The 16,955-nt window shown below is 66.6% G+C and carries 15 protein-coding genes; 4 read left to right on the top strand and 11 right to left on the bottom strand.

Going from position 1 to position 16,955, the window contains the following annotated elements:
* Positions 1-442: 442 nt before the first annotated feature.
* Positions 443-643, bottom strand: coding sequence for a hypothetical protein (locus N1032_RS03800; protein ID WP_259537534.1), 201 nt, complete (start codon positions 641-643; stop codon positions 443-445).
* 754 nt (positions 644-1,397) lie between these two features.
* Positions 1,398-1,592: a ribbon-helix-helix protein, CopG family gene (locus tag N1032_RS28375; RefSeq protein ID WP_407932996.1), complete on the bottom strand. Its 195-nt coding sequence runs from the start codon at positions 1,590-1,592 to the stop codon at positions 1,398-1,400.
* An 80-nt stretch (positions 1,593-1,672) separates the two neighbouring features.
* Here N1032_RS28375 and N1032_RS03795 point away from each other — a divergent pair, with 80 nt between their 5' ends.
* Genes N1032_RS03795 through N1032_RS03785 form a run of 3 tightly spaced genes read left to right on the top strand, consistent with a single transcriptional unit; the run spans position 1,673 to position 2,437 of the window.
* Positions 1,673-1,819, top strand: coding sequence for a hypothetical protein (locus N1032_RS03795; protein ID WP_259537531.1), 147 nt, complete (start codon positions 1,673-1,675; stop codon positions 1,817-1,819).
* Positions 1,816-1,974, top strand: coding sequence for a hypothetical protein (locus N1032_RS03790; protein WP_259537530.1), 159 nt, complete (start codon positions 1,816-1,818; stop codon positions 1,972-1,974). The genes N1032_RS03795 and N1032_RS03790 overlap by 4 nt, the downstream gene beginning before the upstream one ends.
* Before the next feature lie 43 nt (positions 1,975-2,017).
* Complete coding sequence (locus tag N1032_RS03785; RefSeq protein ID WP_259537529.1) at positions 2,018-2,437, top strand: hypothetical protein; 420 nt, start codon at positions 2,018-2,020, stop codon at positions 2,435-2,437.
* A 29-nt stretch (positions 2,438-2,466) separates the two neighbouring features.
* Here N1032_RS03785 and N1032_RS03780 read toward each other — a convergent pair whose 3' ends face one another.
* The 3 genes from N1032_RS03780 to N1032_RS03770 all read right to left on the bottom strand — a co-directional run bounded on the left by N1032_RS03780 (position 2,467) and on the right by N1032_RS03770 (position 9,176).
* On the bottom strand, positions 2,467-4,026 hold the full coding sequence (locus N1032_RS03780; RefSeq protein ID WP_259537528.1) for a Fic family protein: 1,560 nt from the start codon (positions 4,024-4,026) through the stop codon (positions 2,467-2,469).
* 288 nt (positions 4,027-4,314) lie between these two features.
* Positions 4,315-5,577, bottom strand: a complete 1,263-nt coding sequence (locus tag N1032_RS03775; RefSeq protein ID WP_259537527.1) for a Glu/Leu/Phe/Val family dehydrogenase — start codon at positions 5,575-5,577, stop codon at positions 4,315-4,317.
* Between the two features lie 140 nt (positions 5,578-5,717).
* On the bottom strand, positions 5,718-9,176 hold the full coding sequence (locus tag N1032_RS03770; protein WP_259537526.1) for a bifunctional proline dehydrogenase/L-glutamate gamma-semialdehyde dehydrogenase: 3,459 nt from the start codon (positions 9,174-9,176) through the stop codon (positions 5,718-5,720).
* 128 nt (positions 9,177-9,304) lie between these two features.
* Between N1032_RS03770 and N1032_RS03765 the strand changes: the two genes are divergently transcribed.
* Complete coding sequence (locus tag N1032_RS03765) at positions 9,305-10,213, top strand: LysR family transcriptional regulator (RefSeq protein WP_259537524.1); 909 nt, start codon at positions 9,305-9,307, stop codon at positions 10,211-10,213.
* On the opposite strand, the gene N1032_RS03760 is transcribed toward N1032_RS03765, so the two are convergent.
* The 6 genes from N1032_RS03760 to N1032_RS03735 all read right to left on the bottom strand — a co-directional run bounded on the left by N1032_RS03760 (position 10,199) and on the right by N1032_RS03735 (position 16,946).
* On the bottom strand, positions 10,199-11,425 hold the full coding sequence (locus tag N1032_RS03760) for a metal-dependent hydrolase family protein (RefSeq protein ID WP_259537523.1): 1,227 nt from the start codon (positions 11,423-11,425) through the stop codon (positions 10,199-10,201). The two genes, N1032_RS03765 and N1032_RS03760, sit on opposite strands and share 15 nt — an antisense overlap.
* A complete protein-coding gene (locus N1032_RS03755; protein WP_259537522.1) occupies positions 11,422-11,925 on the bottom strand; it encodes a GAF domain-containing protein in 504 nt (167 codons plus the stop codon). The genes N1032_RS03760 and N1032_RS03755 overlap by 4 nt, the downstream gene beginning before the upstream one ends.
* 61 nt (positions 11,926-11,986) lie before the next feature.
* Positions 11,987-13,489: a PucR family transcriptional regulator gene (locus tag N1032_RS03750; protein ID WP_259537519.1), complete on the bottom strand. Its 1,503-nt coding sequence runs from the start codon at positions 13,487-13,489 to the stop codon at positions 11,987-11,989.
* 23 nt (positions 13,490-13,512) lie between these two features.
* Positions 13,513-14,601: a DUF917 domain-containing protein gene (locus N1032_RS03745; protein WP_259537517.1), complete on the bottom strand. Its 1,089-nt coding sequence runs from the start codon at positions 14,599-14,601 to the stop codon at positions 13,513-13,515.
* A complete protein-coding gene (locus N1032_RS03740) occupies positions 14,598-15,902 on the bottom strand; it encodes a hydantoinase/oxoprolinase family protein (protein ID WP_259537516.1) in 1,305 nt (434 codons plus the stop codon). The genes N1032_RS03745 and N1032_RS03740 overlap by 4 nt, the downstream gene beginning before the upstream one ends.
* A gap of 63 nt (positions 15,903-15,965) precedes the next feature.
* Positions 15,966-16,946, bottom strand: coding sequence for an ABC transporter permease (locus N1032_RS03735; RefSeq protein ID WP_259537514.1), 981 nt, complete (start codon positions 16,944-16,946; stop codon positions 15,966-15,968).
* Positions 16,947-16,955: the final 9 nt, after the last annotated feature.

The following is a 16,955-nucleotide window of genomic DNA, read 5'->3' as shown; positions in this document are numbered from 1 at the left end:
GGCGAGCCCGGCGAGAAAGCGGGGGAATAGCGCGGGCCAGCCGCGCGAACGGTTCGGTCGGTAACCGCTCGGAGCGACCGGAAAAGAGTTTCGAACATTCGTCAACACTCTCCGGTGATGTATGAAATCGTCTGTGCACGACGTATGGACCGCCCGGTGAGAATCTGAACATCTGAAACGAACCGATCAACATTCTCGTCTGTATCAGCTTCAGAACTGGCCATCATTTGCGCGCCTCCCACTGGTCACCCTTCTTCACGAACGTATTGCACAGTCACATTTCTGATAAGGACTTCTGTGCCTAGGCCTACTGGCGCTGAGGTGTGCTTCCCCGCCTCGTCAGCTCTCTTTGCCGATGGCGACAAGGGTGAAAACCTGACGCCAGGGAGCGAACTTTGAGCCGGGCGGCCGCAGGAACGAACGTCCAGGCGGCCGCACGTCCTCACCTCGCGAGAACCTGCTCCGCCAGATGGCGGACGAGCTCGACGTCAATCCTAAAATTTGGATCATCGGCCTCCGGGTTGAGATCGACCCCGGTGGCCGTCGTGCCGCCGTTCGAGCGGATCTGCTCGGCGCCGCCCCCGGCGAGCGCCTGGCAGACGATGTTCTCGCCCATAGCGAAGAAGTCGTTTGTGAAGTTCATCGTGGTTCCCCCATCGTTCCTGCTGGGGCCATTGTCCAGAATGGGCGTAACCCCGTCTAGTGCACCAACGACAGGAGGTGTGGTGACTGTAGCGACGGGCCGACCTAGTCGAAGGAGATGCCCCTGCCCGACTGAAGCGACCTCGGCCAAGGCTTGCACGCAAGCTTCGTCATCTCCGACGACCCCGACGGCGAGCACGACACCATCTTGGTGATGCACGAGCACCCGGCCGCCGACGCTCTAAAGTCATCAAGGGCGTCCCGGGAATGGTGGCCGCCGTGGGCCCCGTGACGGCCGGAGGGCTCGGCTCGCGGTGCGTCGTTTTTTCCATCCGCGGGCAGCGTCGCGTGGTGGGTATTGCGGGGAGCAGCCTTACATGTAGAGGCGGCGGTGATGCCGTTGCGGTGCCAACCAACGGCCACCCTCGATACGTGGATCGCGGAATTTGCCGCCGCGGAGAGGCACCATCGAAGACCTCCATATGGAAGAGGTGGGCGACCTCTTCGAACAGGCATCCGACGATCCGGGCGACCTGGATCTCAACGACTTACCCTATGCGGCGGAGGTGCGCGCATCCGCTGGCCTCCCGCCCAACACCAGTGCCAGTCTGCCGCTGCGGCGGCGTGTGCAGCACAGGCTAGACACGCTCGAGGCGGCGGATCACCGACTCGACTCGTCTCGGGTCGTGGCTGGTCGAGTTCTCCCCGCCGGGCGGCCCGTGTGGTGGGTGCGGCGACGCCAGGTGCACCTCCGATTAGGCGGAACCTGTGGAGTCTTGACTCCCCATTCCATGCGTCGAGTCATTCACATCCTGGACGTAGCGAGTAAGCGCGTCACGCACGACGTCACTGACTGTTCGCCCTTCAACTGCGGCCTTCGCTTGAGCGGCTTCGTAGAGATCAGTTGGAATGCGAAACCCACGCTTGGGTGTCTTGGGCTGATTTGGCACGACGTCAGTCTCTCAGAAGCCCAACGAGCAATCATCATTTAATGCTTGTATGGTGTGGCCACACCCGTTAGAGTTGCAGTATGACAGCCAACAGAATGGAGCTGATCGTCGGGGTCCCCGACCAGCTCGAACGGACGGCTCGTCTTATTGCCGCGGCACGAGGCGAGGACATCAATGCAGTGGTCTGCGCGGCCCTGCGCGAGTACATCGGGGCGGTGCCGCTGTGAGCGTGCACGAACGGTTCAGCGGCCGGCTCCGGCGCTGCCGGCAATGCGGCATCCGGGTGCCCCGCAGCGAGATGGTCTACGACCACCGAGCCTGCTCCGAAGACTGCGCCAACAACCTCTGGTTCAAGGAGACGTTCGACGCTTTCGTGGACTAGACGAAGGATTCGACGGCACCATCTGGCTCAGTAGCATGAGCGCATGATCGCTCTCGCCGCATCAGCACGAGCGCTCAGAGTGTTCCAAGTCGTGTGGGTGCTCGGCTTCCTCGTGGGAACAACCACTCACACGGCGGATCTGATCGTCGGCGGATTGAACGTCTACAGCGACTTCCCTCTCGGCGTCCGGCTGTTCTGGGTGTCACTGACGTTCCTGGATCCGGCCACCGCTGCGCTGATCATCTTTCGACGGCGCTCCGGCATCGTGCTCGGCATCGCCGTGATCGTCGCCGACATCGCAGTGAACTGGGCCGTCTTCGTTATGGTCGGCGGACTCTCGTTGTTCGGCGTCATCAGCCAGAGCCTGTTTGCGGCGCTCATCGTTGTCACGGCTCGACTCCTATGGAGGTGGTTCGGGCCATCTGCTTCACGAGAACACGGCAACCTGAGCAGAGAGGCCTGACCGCCCACGATTGCGGGACACCGTACGGCTCAGGTGCCGTCCGAGCCGGCCCCTGCCGCAACGGCCGCATCCAGGAATGAGGGTTGCGGCTCCGGCGTGGTTGCGGAGGGGTAGGGGATGTCGTCCAGCTCGAACAGTTCGCCGAATTTGAGCAGCTTCAGATGGATGCCTTCGCGATCGGCAACGCCGGCGTCGTAGAGCGCGTTCGTCGCGCGCACGTATCGATCGCCTGTCTCTAGGTCGGGGAATTCGCCTCTGGCCACCCAGTCCTGAGCGAACGCCAGAACAGTGTGGAGGCCGTCGGGGCCGTTTCCGGCGGTCGCACGGGAAAGTCCCGACATGTAGTCGTTTCGCAGCACAGTCGGGATCACGATTCGATGCATTCCTGCGGGAACCAGCTCGGCATTCATAGCGACCCTCGCTGAGCGCCCGTTGCCATCGATGAAAGGATGCACCTCGCTCACCAGGAACATCGTGTAGACAGCTCGCTGGAACGGATCGGTGAGAATCTGCCCTTCCTCCCACCCAGCGCGAAGAGTTCCCACGACGTGTCCCGGGTCGACGAACACGGTCGCGCCCGCCTGATTCCGTTGCGTCTTCCACTCCCCCGGATGCTTCTGCGGGTGCGCCGCCATCATCACTCGATGCCGGTCGCGAAGCGCATCCATGAACTCGTCCGCGTCAGCCGGCCGACGCGACATTTCGGCGACATCCGACACGATCACCCAGGTGGAGCGGATGTCGTGCGCGTCTTCGGGCTTGCCGACATCGGCATCGAGGAAGACGACTCGTTCGGCCTCGTCGATCGTGAGAGTGGAACCCTCGATGTAGTTCGAGAAGTACGCCTCATAGAACGGGACCATCTGAGCGCGCCGTTGGTCGGCGACGAACCGTTGCACCGGATGCAGCCGCTGGAGGTCCGCAGCCACCTGCCGGAATAGCGCCACCCGCGCCTGGTCGTACGTTTCACCGCGCTGCGCCGCGTTCATAGCCCGGCTGCTTGTCTTCACGATGGTGTTGCCGCGAGCGGCATCCACAAAGACTCGCACCGACTCGGCTGCGACCTTATTTGCATCGCGATCGACGATCGCGAGCATGTTCTCGACCTGCCGCGGCGTGTAGGTCGTGACGATCTTGACGACGTGATCGTGGAGTTCTTCCCTCGTGAGCCGGCGTTGCACTGACCCGGGCCGCCCTCGCTTTTCGGCGTTGTCGACGAGCGCGCGCGCCGGACTCGAGCCAAACAGCCGCCCGTTAGGGTCGAGGGGAACGTCGTCGGGCCGATGGTTGTCAGACCGGCCGTCGGGGTAGACAATCAGTCCCGGGAGAACGAGTTTCGATCCGCGTGCGTGACTCACATACAGTTCGCCACCGATCGGTCGGAGGGCAAAGCCGGAGCGGTCGGAGATCACGGCGCCTGGCAACATCTTGCCGACGATGGTCATCCAATTGTCGCGAACCACGTCAGTGGGATCGCGGTTCACGTCATCAGACCAGAGCCCGCGGGCGATGGAGACGATCTCGCCGGCGGCAACTTTTCGGGCGCGCGTGCCTACCGAGGGGAAGTCGCTTGCGACGAACACACCCACTGACACTCCGATCATTGATCTGGGGAATCCGGTCTTCGCGCCCCGGTTTAGGCACCGATTCAAGAAAATATTACCGCTTGTGATCATTTTTTCGGCTAATTAATTCCTCTGCGGATAGAGATCTGAGGAATTAGGACTTCGAGGTGCTTCAGCGAGGGCGCCCTGGTGTGGCGCTCGTCGCCCGACTGAGTCGTGGTGACTGGTCAGCGTAGTGCGTTGAGGCCGGGCGCTTGACGGCGAGGTCGCGCGCTAACGACGCAGCTCCCAGCGATCCGAACGGGCCGCGGGTCAGGGATAGAGACCTCGGACCTTGTGTGCTTCAGCGACCCGGTGGACGGCGATGGCGGTCGCCGATTCCCGGAGGGTGCGTCCCGTGCGGACTGATTCGTCGCGGATCAGCGCCCACCCTGCGAGCATCCTCTCGACCAGGCGGCTTTCGACTCGATTGGCCGTCCACCAGTAGGCCTGATTGGCCTGAACCCACTCGAAGTAGCTGACCACCACCCCTCCCGAGTTGGCGAGGATGTCGGGGACGACGTCAATGCCCTTGTCTTTCAGTATGAGGTCGGCATCCGGTGTGGTCGGGCCGTTCGCGCCTTCGACGATGATTCGGGCGCGGATGCTCTCCGCATTGTGGGCGGTGATGACTCCCTCCACCGCGCAGGGGGCGAGCAGGTCGACGTCGAGTTCCAGAAGGTCATCGTGTTCGATCTCGTCGGCACCGGTGAAGCCCGCCACCGATCCGTGCCGCCCGACGTATTCCTGCAGCGCCGCGATGTCGATGCCGCGCTCAGAGTAGAGCGCGGCATACTGGTCGCTCACTCCGACGACGCGCATTCCTGCTTCGGAAAAGAACCGTGCTGTTCCTGCGCCCACCTTTCCGAACCCTTGGACTGCTGCGGTGCCGCCATCCGCTGCGATTCCGGCGTTCTCGAGCGCAGCAAGACCGACTCGTGCGACGCCGATGGAGGTGGCATCTGCTCGTCCCCGAGAACCGCCGATGTGCAGCGGCTTTCCGGTCACGACGCCGGGCACGGTGTATCCGCGGGCGACCGAGATGGTGTCCATCATCCACGCCATCGTCTGCTCATCTGTCCCGATGTCGGGGGCAGGGATGTCTCTCTCCGGCCCGATGAATCCGGCGAGTTCTGACGTGTACCGTCGGGTGACGCGCTCCAGCTCGGCCCGGGAATGCAAGCGGGGATCGATCGTCACCCCGCCTTTCGCTCCCCCGTACGGCAGGTCGATGAGGGCACACTTCCACGTCATCCACATGGCTAGGGCGCGCACCTCGTCGAGGTTCACGGTGGGCGCGAAACGGATGCCGCCCTTGGCGGGCCCGCGCGAGAGATTGTGTTGCACTCGATGTCCGGTGAAGACCGTCACGTGGCCGCCATCGTGGCGGAGGGGTACTCCGACGGTCATCTCACGTCGGGGATGGGCGAGCATCGCGTGGAGTCCCTCGTCGAGAGAAAGGTACTGTGCGGCCTCGGACAGCTGCCGTCTGGCTGAGACGAGCGGCTGTTCCTCGGTGAGTGCTTCGACTGTCATGACGTCCTTCAGTTGTAGCCGAGTACGACGACGGAGCTCGTCGGGCAGAGGACGATAGTCGCGGCGTCTGCCACTGCCTCACCAGGAGGGGCTTCTTCGAGGTCGATCATCGGTGATCCTTTCTCAGAGACGCGTCGGGTTCAGATCATGGCGTCAGTCAGGTGGTTAGGCGTTCCGAATCGGTGAGCCGTGATCGACACGGCCTGTTCCCGCAGGTACGGGAGCAGCTCGATCCGGCCGGCCTCGGTGACGGGGTTGGCGTAGATCGCCAGGTCGGGCCGCCCGCCGGTGGCGGCGGTCACCGATTCGACGCCGGCACCCAGCAGTCGCACCCGGCCGCTGCCGAAGGCAGTGACCCGCGACGCCCACGCCGTGTCACTCTCGACCACGACCGCCGTGGCAACGGAGGAGAGAGCGGCTTCGATGTCAGCGGGGAGCCAGTGCGCGCTCGAGATGACCATCTCGGTGCCGGAGAGCGCACCGGCCAGGACGGTCCTGACCAGATCGGCTACCGGAGCGTCGCTGCCGAGCCGGACCAGGATCGGTCGGTCCAGTGGTGCATATCGGAACACGTTGCGCTCAGCCGAGAGCTGCGAGACATCCTTGGCAGTGAAATGGCTCTGCCAGGCTGCGGCGTCGCTCTTCGCCGCTCGTTCGAGCGAATCGGCCTCTACCCGGGTCAGCACCGCCCGAGACGCCGCGAGCAGCGCGGCGACGTTCTTGTCCGTCGCGGCCGCTCCCTGCCTCGCCGGCGCGGAGACCCACGAACCGAGACCGATCAGGTAATTGGGCCCACCTGCCTTGGTTCCCGCGCCCACCGCTGACTTCTTCCATCCGCCGAACGGCTGGCGGCGGACGATGGCTCCCGTGATTCCCCGGTTCACGTAGAGGTTTCCCGCCTGAACGGTGTTCAGCCACAGGTCGATCTCTTCAGGGTCGAGCGCATGCAGTCCAGAGGTGAGTCCGTAGTCGACCTCGTTCACGATGTCGACTGCGTCCGTCAGGGTGGAGGCCGTCATGATGCCGAGGATCGGTCCGAAGTACTCCGTGCGGTGGTACTCCGAGCCACGGGCTACGCCGTCGCGGACTCCGGGGCTCCACAGCTTTCCTGTGGCGTCGAGCTGGGTCGGCTCGATCAACCACCGCTCTCCGGCACCCAGCTGCGTCAGCCCTTCGAGGAGCTTGCCGGCGGCGGGTTCGATGATCGGGCCCATTTGAGTAGCGGGGTTGGTCGGGTAGTCGACGGTCAGCGACGACACGGCGTCGAGCAGCTGGGTGCGGAACCGGTGCGATCGGGCGACCGAGCCGACGAGCACCACCAGCGACGCGGCGGAGCACTTCTGCCCCGCGTGCCCGAAAGCGGATGAGACGACATCCTTAACGGCGAGGTCGAGGTCGGCGGAGGGAGTGACGATGATCGCGTTCTTGCCGCTGGTCTCCGCGAGAAGCGGGAGATCATGGCGGAAAGACCTGAACAGCTCAGCGGTCTCATACGCTCCGGTCAGGATGACCCGGTCCACGTTCGGGTCGGAGACCAGCTGCGTGCCGAGCTGGCGTTCACCGACCTGCAGCAGTCGCAGCGTATCGGCCGGCACACCGGCCTCCCACATGCACTCCGCGATCAAAGCGCCGCATCGCGCGGTGAGCGCCGCCGGTTTCAGGATGGCGGCGGAACCGGCGGCCAGAGCCGCGAGTGCACCACCGGCGGGGATGGCGACGGGAAAGTTCCAGGGCGGCGTGATCAGCGTGAGGTTCGATGGGGTGAATTCGGCCCCGTCGATCGTGTCGAGTTCCAATGCGAGCTCGGCGTAGTAGTGGGCGAAGTCGATCGCTTCTGAGACCTCGGGGTCGGCCTGATCGATCGTCTTGCCGGCCTCGGCGGCCATGACCTCGAGAAAGTCGGCGCGGCGGCGTTCCATCTCGTCACCGACCTTGTGCAGCACGGTCGCGCGGTAGTTCGCCGAGAGCTTTCCCCAGGCCTTGCCGGCCTCCTTCGTGCTGCTGATGACGGCGCGCAGGGTCGTCTCATCCCGGATGACGGATGCCTGGACGCTCTCGACGCCGAGCTGGGAGGTGGCGGCGCGCTGCAGGATGCGGCTCGCAGCCTGACGGTTGGCCTCGACGGACGGGTCGGTGTCGGGGGTGTTCTCGAACGCACCGAGCGTGGGCCGCGGTACGGCGGCGTGCCGGTCGGCGACCTTGTGCGTGGCCGGCACGCGACCGTCGAGGGCCGCGACCGACGCGATGAAGCGCTGCCGTTCCCGCTCGAAGAGGGGCTCGTTCTTCTCGAGCTCGAAGACGGCCGACATGAAGTTCTCCGATGACGCGCCTTCCTCGAGGCGCCGGATCAGGTAGGCGATCGCCACATCGAACTCCGCCGGCGAAACCACCGGTGTGTACAGCAGCAGCGAACCGACCTCGCGGCGCACGGCTTCGGCTTGGCCCTGGGCCATGCCGAGGAGCATTTCGTACTCGATGCCGTCGCGCACGTCGCGGCGGCCGGCGAGCAGCCAGGAGTAGGCGACATCGAAGAGGTTGTGGCCGGCCACTCCGATCCGCACGTTGCGGATGCGCTCGGGGTGCAGCGCGTAGTCGACCACGCGCTTGTAGTTGGTGTCGGACTCCTGTTTGGTGTTCCAGGTGGCGAGCGGCCATCCGTGGATGGAGGCTTCCACCTGCTCCATCGGGAGATTCGCGCCTTTGACGATCCGCACCTTGATCGCCGCGCCCCCGCGCGCTCGGCGGAGGGCGCTCCACTCCTGCAGCCGGATCATCGCCGACAACGCGTCGGGTAGATACGCCTGGAGGACGATGCCGGCTTCGAGATCGAGGAACTCCGGCTGATCGAGGATGCGGGTGAACACCGCGATCGTGAGATCGAGATCCTTGTACTCCTCCATGTCGAGGTTGATGAACTTCGGCGTCGGGGCGTTCGCGGCCCGCGTGAAGAGGGGGGTGAGTTCGGCGACGATGTCGTCGACCGACTGATCGAACGCCCAGGGGTTGTGGGGGGCGACTGTGGACGAGACCTTGATGGAGACGTAGTCGACGTCGTCTCGGGCAAGGAGCCGATGGGTTCCGTCGAGTCGGCGGGCAGCCTCCTTTCGGCCCAGCACCGCCTCGCCGAGGAGGTTGACGTTGAGTCGAACACCGTCGCGCTTGATCTTGGCGATAGCGGCGCCGAGCCGAGCGTCGGTGGCGTCGATGATGAGGTGGCTCACCATGTCGCGCAGAACCTTTCGAGCGATCGGCACGACCACTCCCGGAAGAACGGGCGCGAGGGCCCCGCCGAGTTTGACGGCGCCCCGCATCGGTGCCGGCAGGAATGCGGGAACCTGGGGCGCGATCGACTTCAGTGTCTCCGCCGCCACACGACGGTCCTCCGGTCGAACCACGCCGTCGACGAAGCCGACGGTGAATCCCAGACCACTCGGGTCTTTCAGCACTCCCGCGAGGCGCTCGCCTGACGGGTCGGTCGGGAAGGCCGACGCTTCGCGCAGCCACCGACGCACGAGCGCGACCGTGTCGGCGACGAGTCCCTCGTCGACCGAATCAGGCGAGGGAGTTGCAGAACCGGTGAGTGCGACCGTGGTAGCCATTCGAACCCTTCTTAGAAGACTTCACCCGTAGGTGATCTGACCCCTAGTATTCGCATGGAGACGCTTGAACAAAAGCGACTGTTTCTTATCACTACTCATCACTCGAACTGATGTATTTCGGAGAACCCATGCTCGACTTGCACAGACTCGTCCTCTTACGCGAACTGTCCATCCGAGGGACGATGGCTGCTGTTGCAGAGGCGCTCCAGTACAGTCCCTCGGCCGTCTCTCAACAACTGACCTTGTTGGAGAAGGAGTCGAACGCGGTGCTGCTTCGCAAGACCGGTCGCACCGTGCAGTTGACCCCGCTGGCCGAGATCCTGGTGAAGGCTGCGGAGGAATTGAGCAACACCTTGGAGCGGGCAGAAGCGGAGCTACACGCAGCTGACACCAGCGTGAGAGGGCGGGTTCGGGTGGCGGTGTTCCAGTCCGCTGCGCTGGCCCTGATGCCGGTGGCGTTGACGAAGATGAAGACGGATCATCCCGATGTCCGGGTGGAGATGGTGCAGAAGGAACCCGAGGAGGCCTTGCATGAGACCTGGTCGAGGGACTTCGACATGGTCATCGCCGAGCAATATCCCGCCCACGCAGCGCCGTGGCTGTCAGGACTCATCCGTCGCGACCTGACGACCGACGCGATACGGCTCGCCGTCCCGGACACGTTCGACGGCGGGGCGATCGGAGATGCCGCGCATCTGCCCTGGGTCATGGAGCCCCGAGGCACGGCGTCGAGGCACTTCGCAGAGCAGAGCTGCCGGATAGCCGGCTTCGAGCCCGACGTGCGTTTCGAGACGGCGGACCTCCAGACCCACATCCGTCTGGTGGAATCCGGCAATGCGGTGGCACTGATGCCTGATCTGGTGTGGGCGGGGCGTCCCGCATCGTGCAGGCTACTCACCCTCGCCGACGAACCGCGTCGCACGATCTTCACGGCCCAGCGCGCATCCGGCGTGGACTGGCCCGCGGCAAGGGCGTTCCTGGCGACCTTGGAGCAGGCAGCCCGAGAGATGGAAGGGACTCTCTCAGTCTCGAGGTGACGAGGTGACGAGCACGCCGTCGAGCACGATCCGCGGCCGCCGCTCGATCCACAGCAGCGACGGGGTCTCGAGAGGGTTGCCGTCGAAGATCAGCACGTCGCCGAACGCCCCGGGTGCGATCCGTCCGATCCGGTCGTTCTGCAGCAGTGCCGCGTTCACCGAGGTGACGCTGCGCAGCGTCTCGAGCACACCGGTGACGTCGCTCTGCAGGCGTAGTCCCTGCAGCTGCTCGCTCTCGAGCGAGCCCATCAGATCCGAACCGAAACCCACCGGAACACCCGCAGCCCGCGCACGCTCGATCGCCACCGTACCGCTGTGAAGCACCTCCGCGTTCTTGGCGAGGCCGACGGCGGTCATCCCGAGCGCACTGCCGTGCCGCGCCATCGCGTCGTAGGTCGCCAGCGTGGGCACCAGGTAGGCGCCCGCCTCGGCCATCGCGAGGGCCGCCTCCTCGTCAAGCAGGTTTCCGTGCTCGATGGAACGCACCCCGCCGCGCAGGGCGTGCAGGATCGCTTCGGGCGAATAGGCGTGGGCCACGACATAGCTCCCCCGGCGGCGCGCCTCCTCCGCGACCACTCGGATCTCGTCGAGCGAATACTGCGCGATCGTCAGGGGGTCGGAGGGCGAAGTGACACCCCCGGACGCCATGATCTTGATCGCGTGCGCTCCGCCGTGGAAGCGGGTGCGAACGGCCGTGCGGAGCGCCTCAGGACCGTCGACGATCTCGAGCCCGGGGCCGCCGTGAAAGCAGAGCGTGTCGTCCGGAGCGGTCGGATCGCCGTGCCCACCGGTCTGACTGAGCGCAGCACCGGTGTAGAAGTAGCGAGGGGCGGTCAGCAGGCCCTCCTCGATCGCGGTGTGCAGGCCCACATCGCCTCCCGCGACATCCCGCACGCTCGTGAAGCCACGGTGCAACGCCGCACCGAGGCGCTTGCGCGCGCTCAGCGCGAGGTAGCTCAGCAGCCGGGTCTCGTTGCGCAGCAGATCGAGCGACACCGCATAGGCGTGCAGATGCGCGTCGATGAACCCCGGCGTGACGACCCCACCGCGCGCATCGAGCTCGGCGATGTCGGCCGGCACGCGCTCATCGGGGGCGACGATGGTGCCGTCGAGGATGACCAGGTCCCGGGCGACGAGCGATTCCGACGACCCGTCGAAGAGGAGCCCGTTCCGGATGCGCAACGAACCGTTGCGTGTGCGGAACGTCGTCATCGGACGGCCCCGGGAACGGTGCCGGAAGCTGTGCCGGATGCGGTCTCGGGAAAGGCCTCGTCGCGTGCGGCGACGACTGCTTCAGTGGCCTCGGCTGTGATCTCCAGCGCGACCGCCGCGGAATCCTCGTCGAGGCTTCCCTCGGCCCCGAGGAAGTTGACCGAGCCGATCGTCTCACCCTGATACACGACCGGGGTGTTCACGATCGCACCGCAGCCGAGTGACTCGATAGTCTCCCAGTCGACGAAGAACGCCCGCACGGACTCACGGTCGGCGCCGAGGAAAGGCTGCTGACCCGCCACGACCTGCTCGAGCCAGATCGGCGAGGTGTGCGCGGGATCGAGGCGCTTGCGCCCTCCCACCGCGTAGACCTCGGGGTGGGTGGAGAACACCCGCGAGACCTCCTGCTTGTCGGGCGTGAGCACGGTGACGGTGACGAGGATGCTACCGAGGCGTTGGATGGCGGCGTCGGCGGCCTGATCGAGGGTGAGGTGTGGCATGGCGTGGCTCCGGTTCGAGAGGGTGGTCAGTGGTCGGTCATCAGTGGTCGGTGGTCGGTGGTCAGAGCTCAGCGGTCGGCCTCGTGGCGACCGGCAGCGCTCGGAGATCGAGCGCCGAGAGCAGCAGGTGGGTCGACAGAAGTCGTTCGGGATGGCTGAGGGTGACGCCCAGGGTCGCCGCGTGCCGCAGTCGCAGCTGCACGGTGTTGCGATGCACCCCCAGGTGCTCGGCCGCCGCCGTGACGGAACCCGCGCAGTCGAGGTAGCTCACCACCGTCGCGATGATCTCCGAAGCCTGCGGGTCGGCCAGCAGCGCCGGATACGTGGTCAGGGCGAGATCGAGCGCGTCCTCGGCGGGCAGCAGTCGTCGGAGCAGCGGCGGGCCGAACCGCCGGAAGTCGAGCACGGGTCCGCCCGGTTCGGCGAGTCGTGCCGCCAGTCCGGCCCTCCGCAAGAGGCTCGTCACCTGCTCCGTGCCATGCGGGTCGTGCGCCACGCCGACGGCGGCCCCGAGGTCACCGAGCCCCGAATCGGCGAGCCGCTGCAGCGCGTCGTCGAGCTCGGCCGCGGGCTCGGCGAGCGGCACCAGGGCGAACCAACCTGACTGCAGGCGGGCGAGCGGCACGCGGGGAAAGGTCTCCCGCCATCGGCTCGTCACGACCGGAGCGATACGCGCCGAGCGCTGATCGACGTCAGCGACCCGCAGCACCACGGCCGCGACGGATGTGCCGGAGGGCAGTCGACGCAGCGCCGGCTGCTCCGACCGGCTGTCGTCGAACGCGCCGTCTTCGCGCAGGCCCGAGAGGGCGGCGAACGACAGCAGCGGCGCGGCACCGACGAGGTCGTCGAGCTCCTGCTGGAGCAGCAGCGCGCGCACGGTCATGCCCGCCCGGGCGAGGGCCTGGTCGGCGAAGGCCTGCTGCACAGGAGCGACCGCGGCGACCAGCTCCGGACCGTGCTGACCGTGCTGACCGTGCTGACCGTGCTGCCCTTCTTGCCCGCGATGGCCACGATCCCGAGGGCTCAGCACCAATCGCGCGACCACGGGCTCCGCCGGCCGCGTCCCGTGCGACTCCAACACGATCCCGTCCACCACCAGCTGCACCACCGCGTCGCCGAGTTCCTGGGAGATCTCGCTCAGCACCTCCGGGATGCTGGCGGCCCGGAGCACCCGGCTGTGCAGGGCGTCGAGGCGAGAGAGAATTCCGGCCTCGAGCGCCCCGAGCTCCCTGGCAAGGGTGAGGGCGGTGCGGTCGATGCCGTCGGAGGTGGTGAGCAGCGCCACACCGAACCGGCGGGCGAGCTCGATCACCGACTCCGAGAACGACTGCTCCGAGACGATCAGCGCCACCGCCCGCCGCTCCCAGGCGTACCGCAGGGCCACCGACACCACCCAGCCGCCGAGCGCCAGCTCTTCGGCGAGCAGCACGATGCTGTCGGGGCCCACCTCCAGAATCTGCTCCACCCGGGTGATCAAGGCGATGTCGCGCACCGACTGGGCTGACGACGGGATGTGGTGACCGGTGAGACCGGCGCTGTCGTGGGCCACCAGCAGATCGCGCATACTCACTCCGCGCCGCATCGCGCTCATCGCGCCCTCCCACCTCTCGCGGGGCCGACCACGTTCATGGCCATCGGTTCGACCAGGGCCCGGCCGGCGGCGGTGTACCACTGCGCCGCCGCCGGGAAGGTGATCAGGTCGAGCTTGTTGCCCACCCACAGGTCGTCGAGGCCGGCGACACTCGCGTCTTCTGGCCGCACCATCGTGATCACATCGGGCATGACCGCCTGGATGGCGCCGTCGACGATCATCATGAGGATCTCGTTCTGGATCTCGAGCCGCACGATGCGACCCTGCGCCTCGTCGACGAGAGTGGCGCTGGAGGGTCGGTCGGGAAGACCGGGGACCGACGGCCGGGAGAGTCCTTCGACATCGGTCACGCGCGCGCGGATCACCTTGCGAATGCCCAGCAGCGAGGTCAACCGCACGTACTTCTGCTGGGTGTGCAATGAGGAGTCGAGGATCTGCCCGATCTCGATCAATCGGGTGATACTGCCCACCACTCCGTGCGCGCCGAGCTGCGCTGCTGTCACCGGATAGGAGGCCGTGGCAGCCCAGCCACCGAGCTCCGAGGCCAGCGCGCGCACGATCCGTTCCGCGCGGGCGGGGGCGAAGACGTCGACGACGGCCGTCTCCCCCGTGGGCCCGGTGAGCGCGATCGGCCCGGCGCTCAGCCCGGCCAGGGCGAGCGTTGTCTGGCTGACCAGCGGGAAAACCCGGCCCATCGGGTCGGCGTCCACCAGCGGGAGCCCTGTCCGCAAGGCCACGCTCACCGCAACCATCGCATTCACACTCGCTGCCGCGAGGGGAAAAACGCCCTGGAGGGGAACCCCGAGGCGCTCCTGAAGCAGCGCGATCGCCGTCTCGAACTCGTCGCCGACGGGAATCATCTCCGAGAACATCAGGCCCTGGTTCACGAAGCCGATCGAGGTCGTCATCGCCGCAGGGTCCAGGCTGCCCACCGGGGCGAGAACCGGACCACCGCCCTTCAGCTCGATCAGCGCAAGGGTCATGTCGCGGTACTGCTTCGAGCTCTCGTGATCGATGGTGCACGCCACGAACATCGCCCCCGTGCACAGGTGGCCCACATCGGCCGCGTTCAGACGGCGGATCATGCTCGGCGCTCCTCGAGGCGGGCGCCGGAGGGAAAGCCGGATGCGTCGGTGGCAGCCATTCCGCGCACGCGCACGCGGATCATCTGCGCCTCGCCGTAGGTCGTGGCGAGCACGCGGGACTCCGTGATGCGCACGGCTGCCGGATGCGCACCCCACGACACGAGATTGGCCCTGGCGATCGCTTCGCCCTCCGCGAGCACCCGCTCGATGTCGTCGGCCCCGACCACCCTGGCCACGCGATTGTGCCAGTACGACACCGGCGCGACGGCGGCGCCGACCGCGACCAGGTCGTCGTCGGTGACCAGTGTCGGTGCGATGCCGAAGGATTCGAGCTCGCGCTCCGCCCCCTGCACCAGAACCGTCACCGGGGGCTCCGCCGAACCGGAGAGGAGAAGGTCGGTGAGGGGAACGACATGGGCCACGCTCGAGGCGAGCGAGATGCCGCCGCGGAGCACGGCCCGGCTGACCACCGAGGGCAGGCCATCGACGAACTCGCCGATCCTGACGGCCCCTGGCCGGGCGACGATGATCCGCGCGTCGGGTCGACGGGCGAGTTCGGCGGCACCCAGCATCTCGGCCGCGAGATCGGCGCAGATCGAGTGCACCGGCGTGATGGCGAGTCGCGACAGCGGTGTGCAACCGCCCTCGTTCGTGGCGACGAAGGCCCGCACACCTTCGCCGAGGCCCTGGCTGACGGCATCCGCGAGGCTCGCTGCGAGCTGTTCCGCACCCGCGAGCAGCACCGCGTTCAGCACGGCCGTGAATTCGCGCACGAGGAGGCTGTCGCTGTAGAACGTGCTCGACTCGGTGATGCTGCCCACTGCCACCGCGGAACGGAGCAGCTCGGCCGCGCGGTGCTCGTGCTCGGGGTTGACCGCCGCGCCCGCAGCCGACACGACGAGGTGCGATCCGGCGTGCATTCCCGCCGACAAGCGCGACAACTCATCCTCGCCCAGCGGCACGAGCTCATGCCCGAGAGCGTTGTGCCCCCCGCTGACGTGGGCGATCTCGACGGGGATGCCCTCGGCCGGCCAGAGATGGCGACGCGGTTCCCTCGGCCGCCTCGGCTCGATCAGGACGGAGACAACCGAAGCGTCCACTTCTCGGTCGAGTGCGCCGCTGACCTCGAAGACCACTGCCGAAACGGACTCCGAACCGTCACCGGCGAGCAGCGCCAGCGTGTCGGCCACGACACGGGTTCGGCTGCCGCTCGCGGCGCTCCGCGCGCGACTGAACCGGCCGTCTGCATGCGCGGCGACGGCGGAGACCTCGTCGCGAGTCACGCGCACGCCGATTCGCATGTCATCCTTCCGGGCCGCCGTCGGGTCGTTGGGTGGTGCTCTATTGTCGCTCGCTCGGCACCGTCACCCGCGTGAGCGCCTCGACCGACGGGAGAGCCAGGAGTCGGCCGCCACCGCGACCAGGATCAGCACACCGGTGACGACCTGCTGGTAGGTGGTGTCCCAGCGCAGCAGATTGAACCCGTTGCCGATCACAGTGAGGATGATGACCCCCACGACCGTGCGCCAGACCGCCCCGGCGCCACCGAGGATACTCGTGCCACCGATGACGACGGCCGCGATCGCCGTGAGCTCCATGCCGATGCCCATCGAGGGCTGGGCGGAGCCGGCTCGGGAGGCGAGCACCATACCGGCCGCCGCGGCGCAGACGCCGTTGATCGCGAACACCGAGATGTGGATCAACGGGGTGCGCACACCGCTCAGCCGCGCCGCTTCCTCATTGCCGCCGACGGCGTAGACCCGGCGACCGAAGGTCGTTCCCCAGAGCACCAGGCCGAGCACCACCGCCGTGACCGCGAACAGGATCGTTCCGCCCGACACCCCGTCGAGCACCGGGAGGGCCCAGACCCTGAAGGCGTCGAGCTGGTCGCTCGTGACGGACAGGATCGCCCCACCGGTCAGCACGATGGCGACACCACGGTAGATGATGCTGATGGCCAGCGAGCCGATGAACGAGTTCACCCGGGTGATGACGATCATGGTTCCCGTGATCGTGCCCAGGATCGCCCCGACGGCGAGCGCCAGGATGAACCCGACGACGACACCGAACTGGGTGGTGAGGAAGACCCCGGCGATCGCCGAGACGGCGAGCGTGGCCGACGAGGAGAGGTCGAACACTCCCGAGACGATGCACAGCGTCGCACCCACGGCGAGAAGGCCGATCACCACGGCCTGATCGAGCAGGTTCACGATGTTCTGACTGGTGAGGAAGGTGGTCGTCGAAAGGCTCAGGTAGACGACGATCGCGAGGAGGCCGCCCAGGATGCCGAAGTCCTTGAAGTCGACGCGGCGCCGGCGCGGGGGCGTTGCGGAGTCTGTTGTCATGGTTGTCAT

The sequence above is a fragment of the Herbiconiux daphne genome (assembly GCF_024979295.1).
GTDB lineage: Bacteria > Actinomycetota > Actinomycetes > Actinomycetales > Microbacteriaceae > Herbiconiux > Herbiconiux daphnes.
This window is presented reverse-complemented; position numbering and strand designations above follow the sequence as displayed.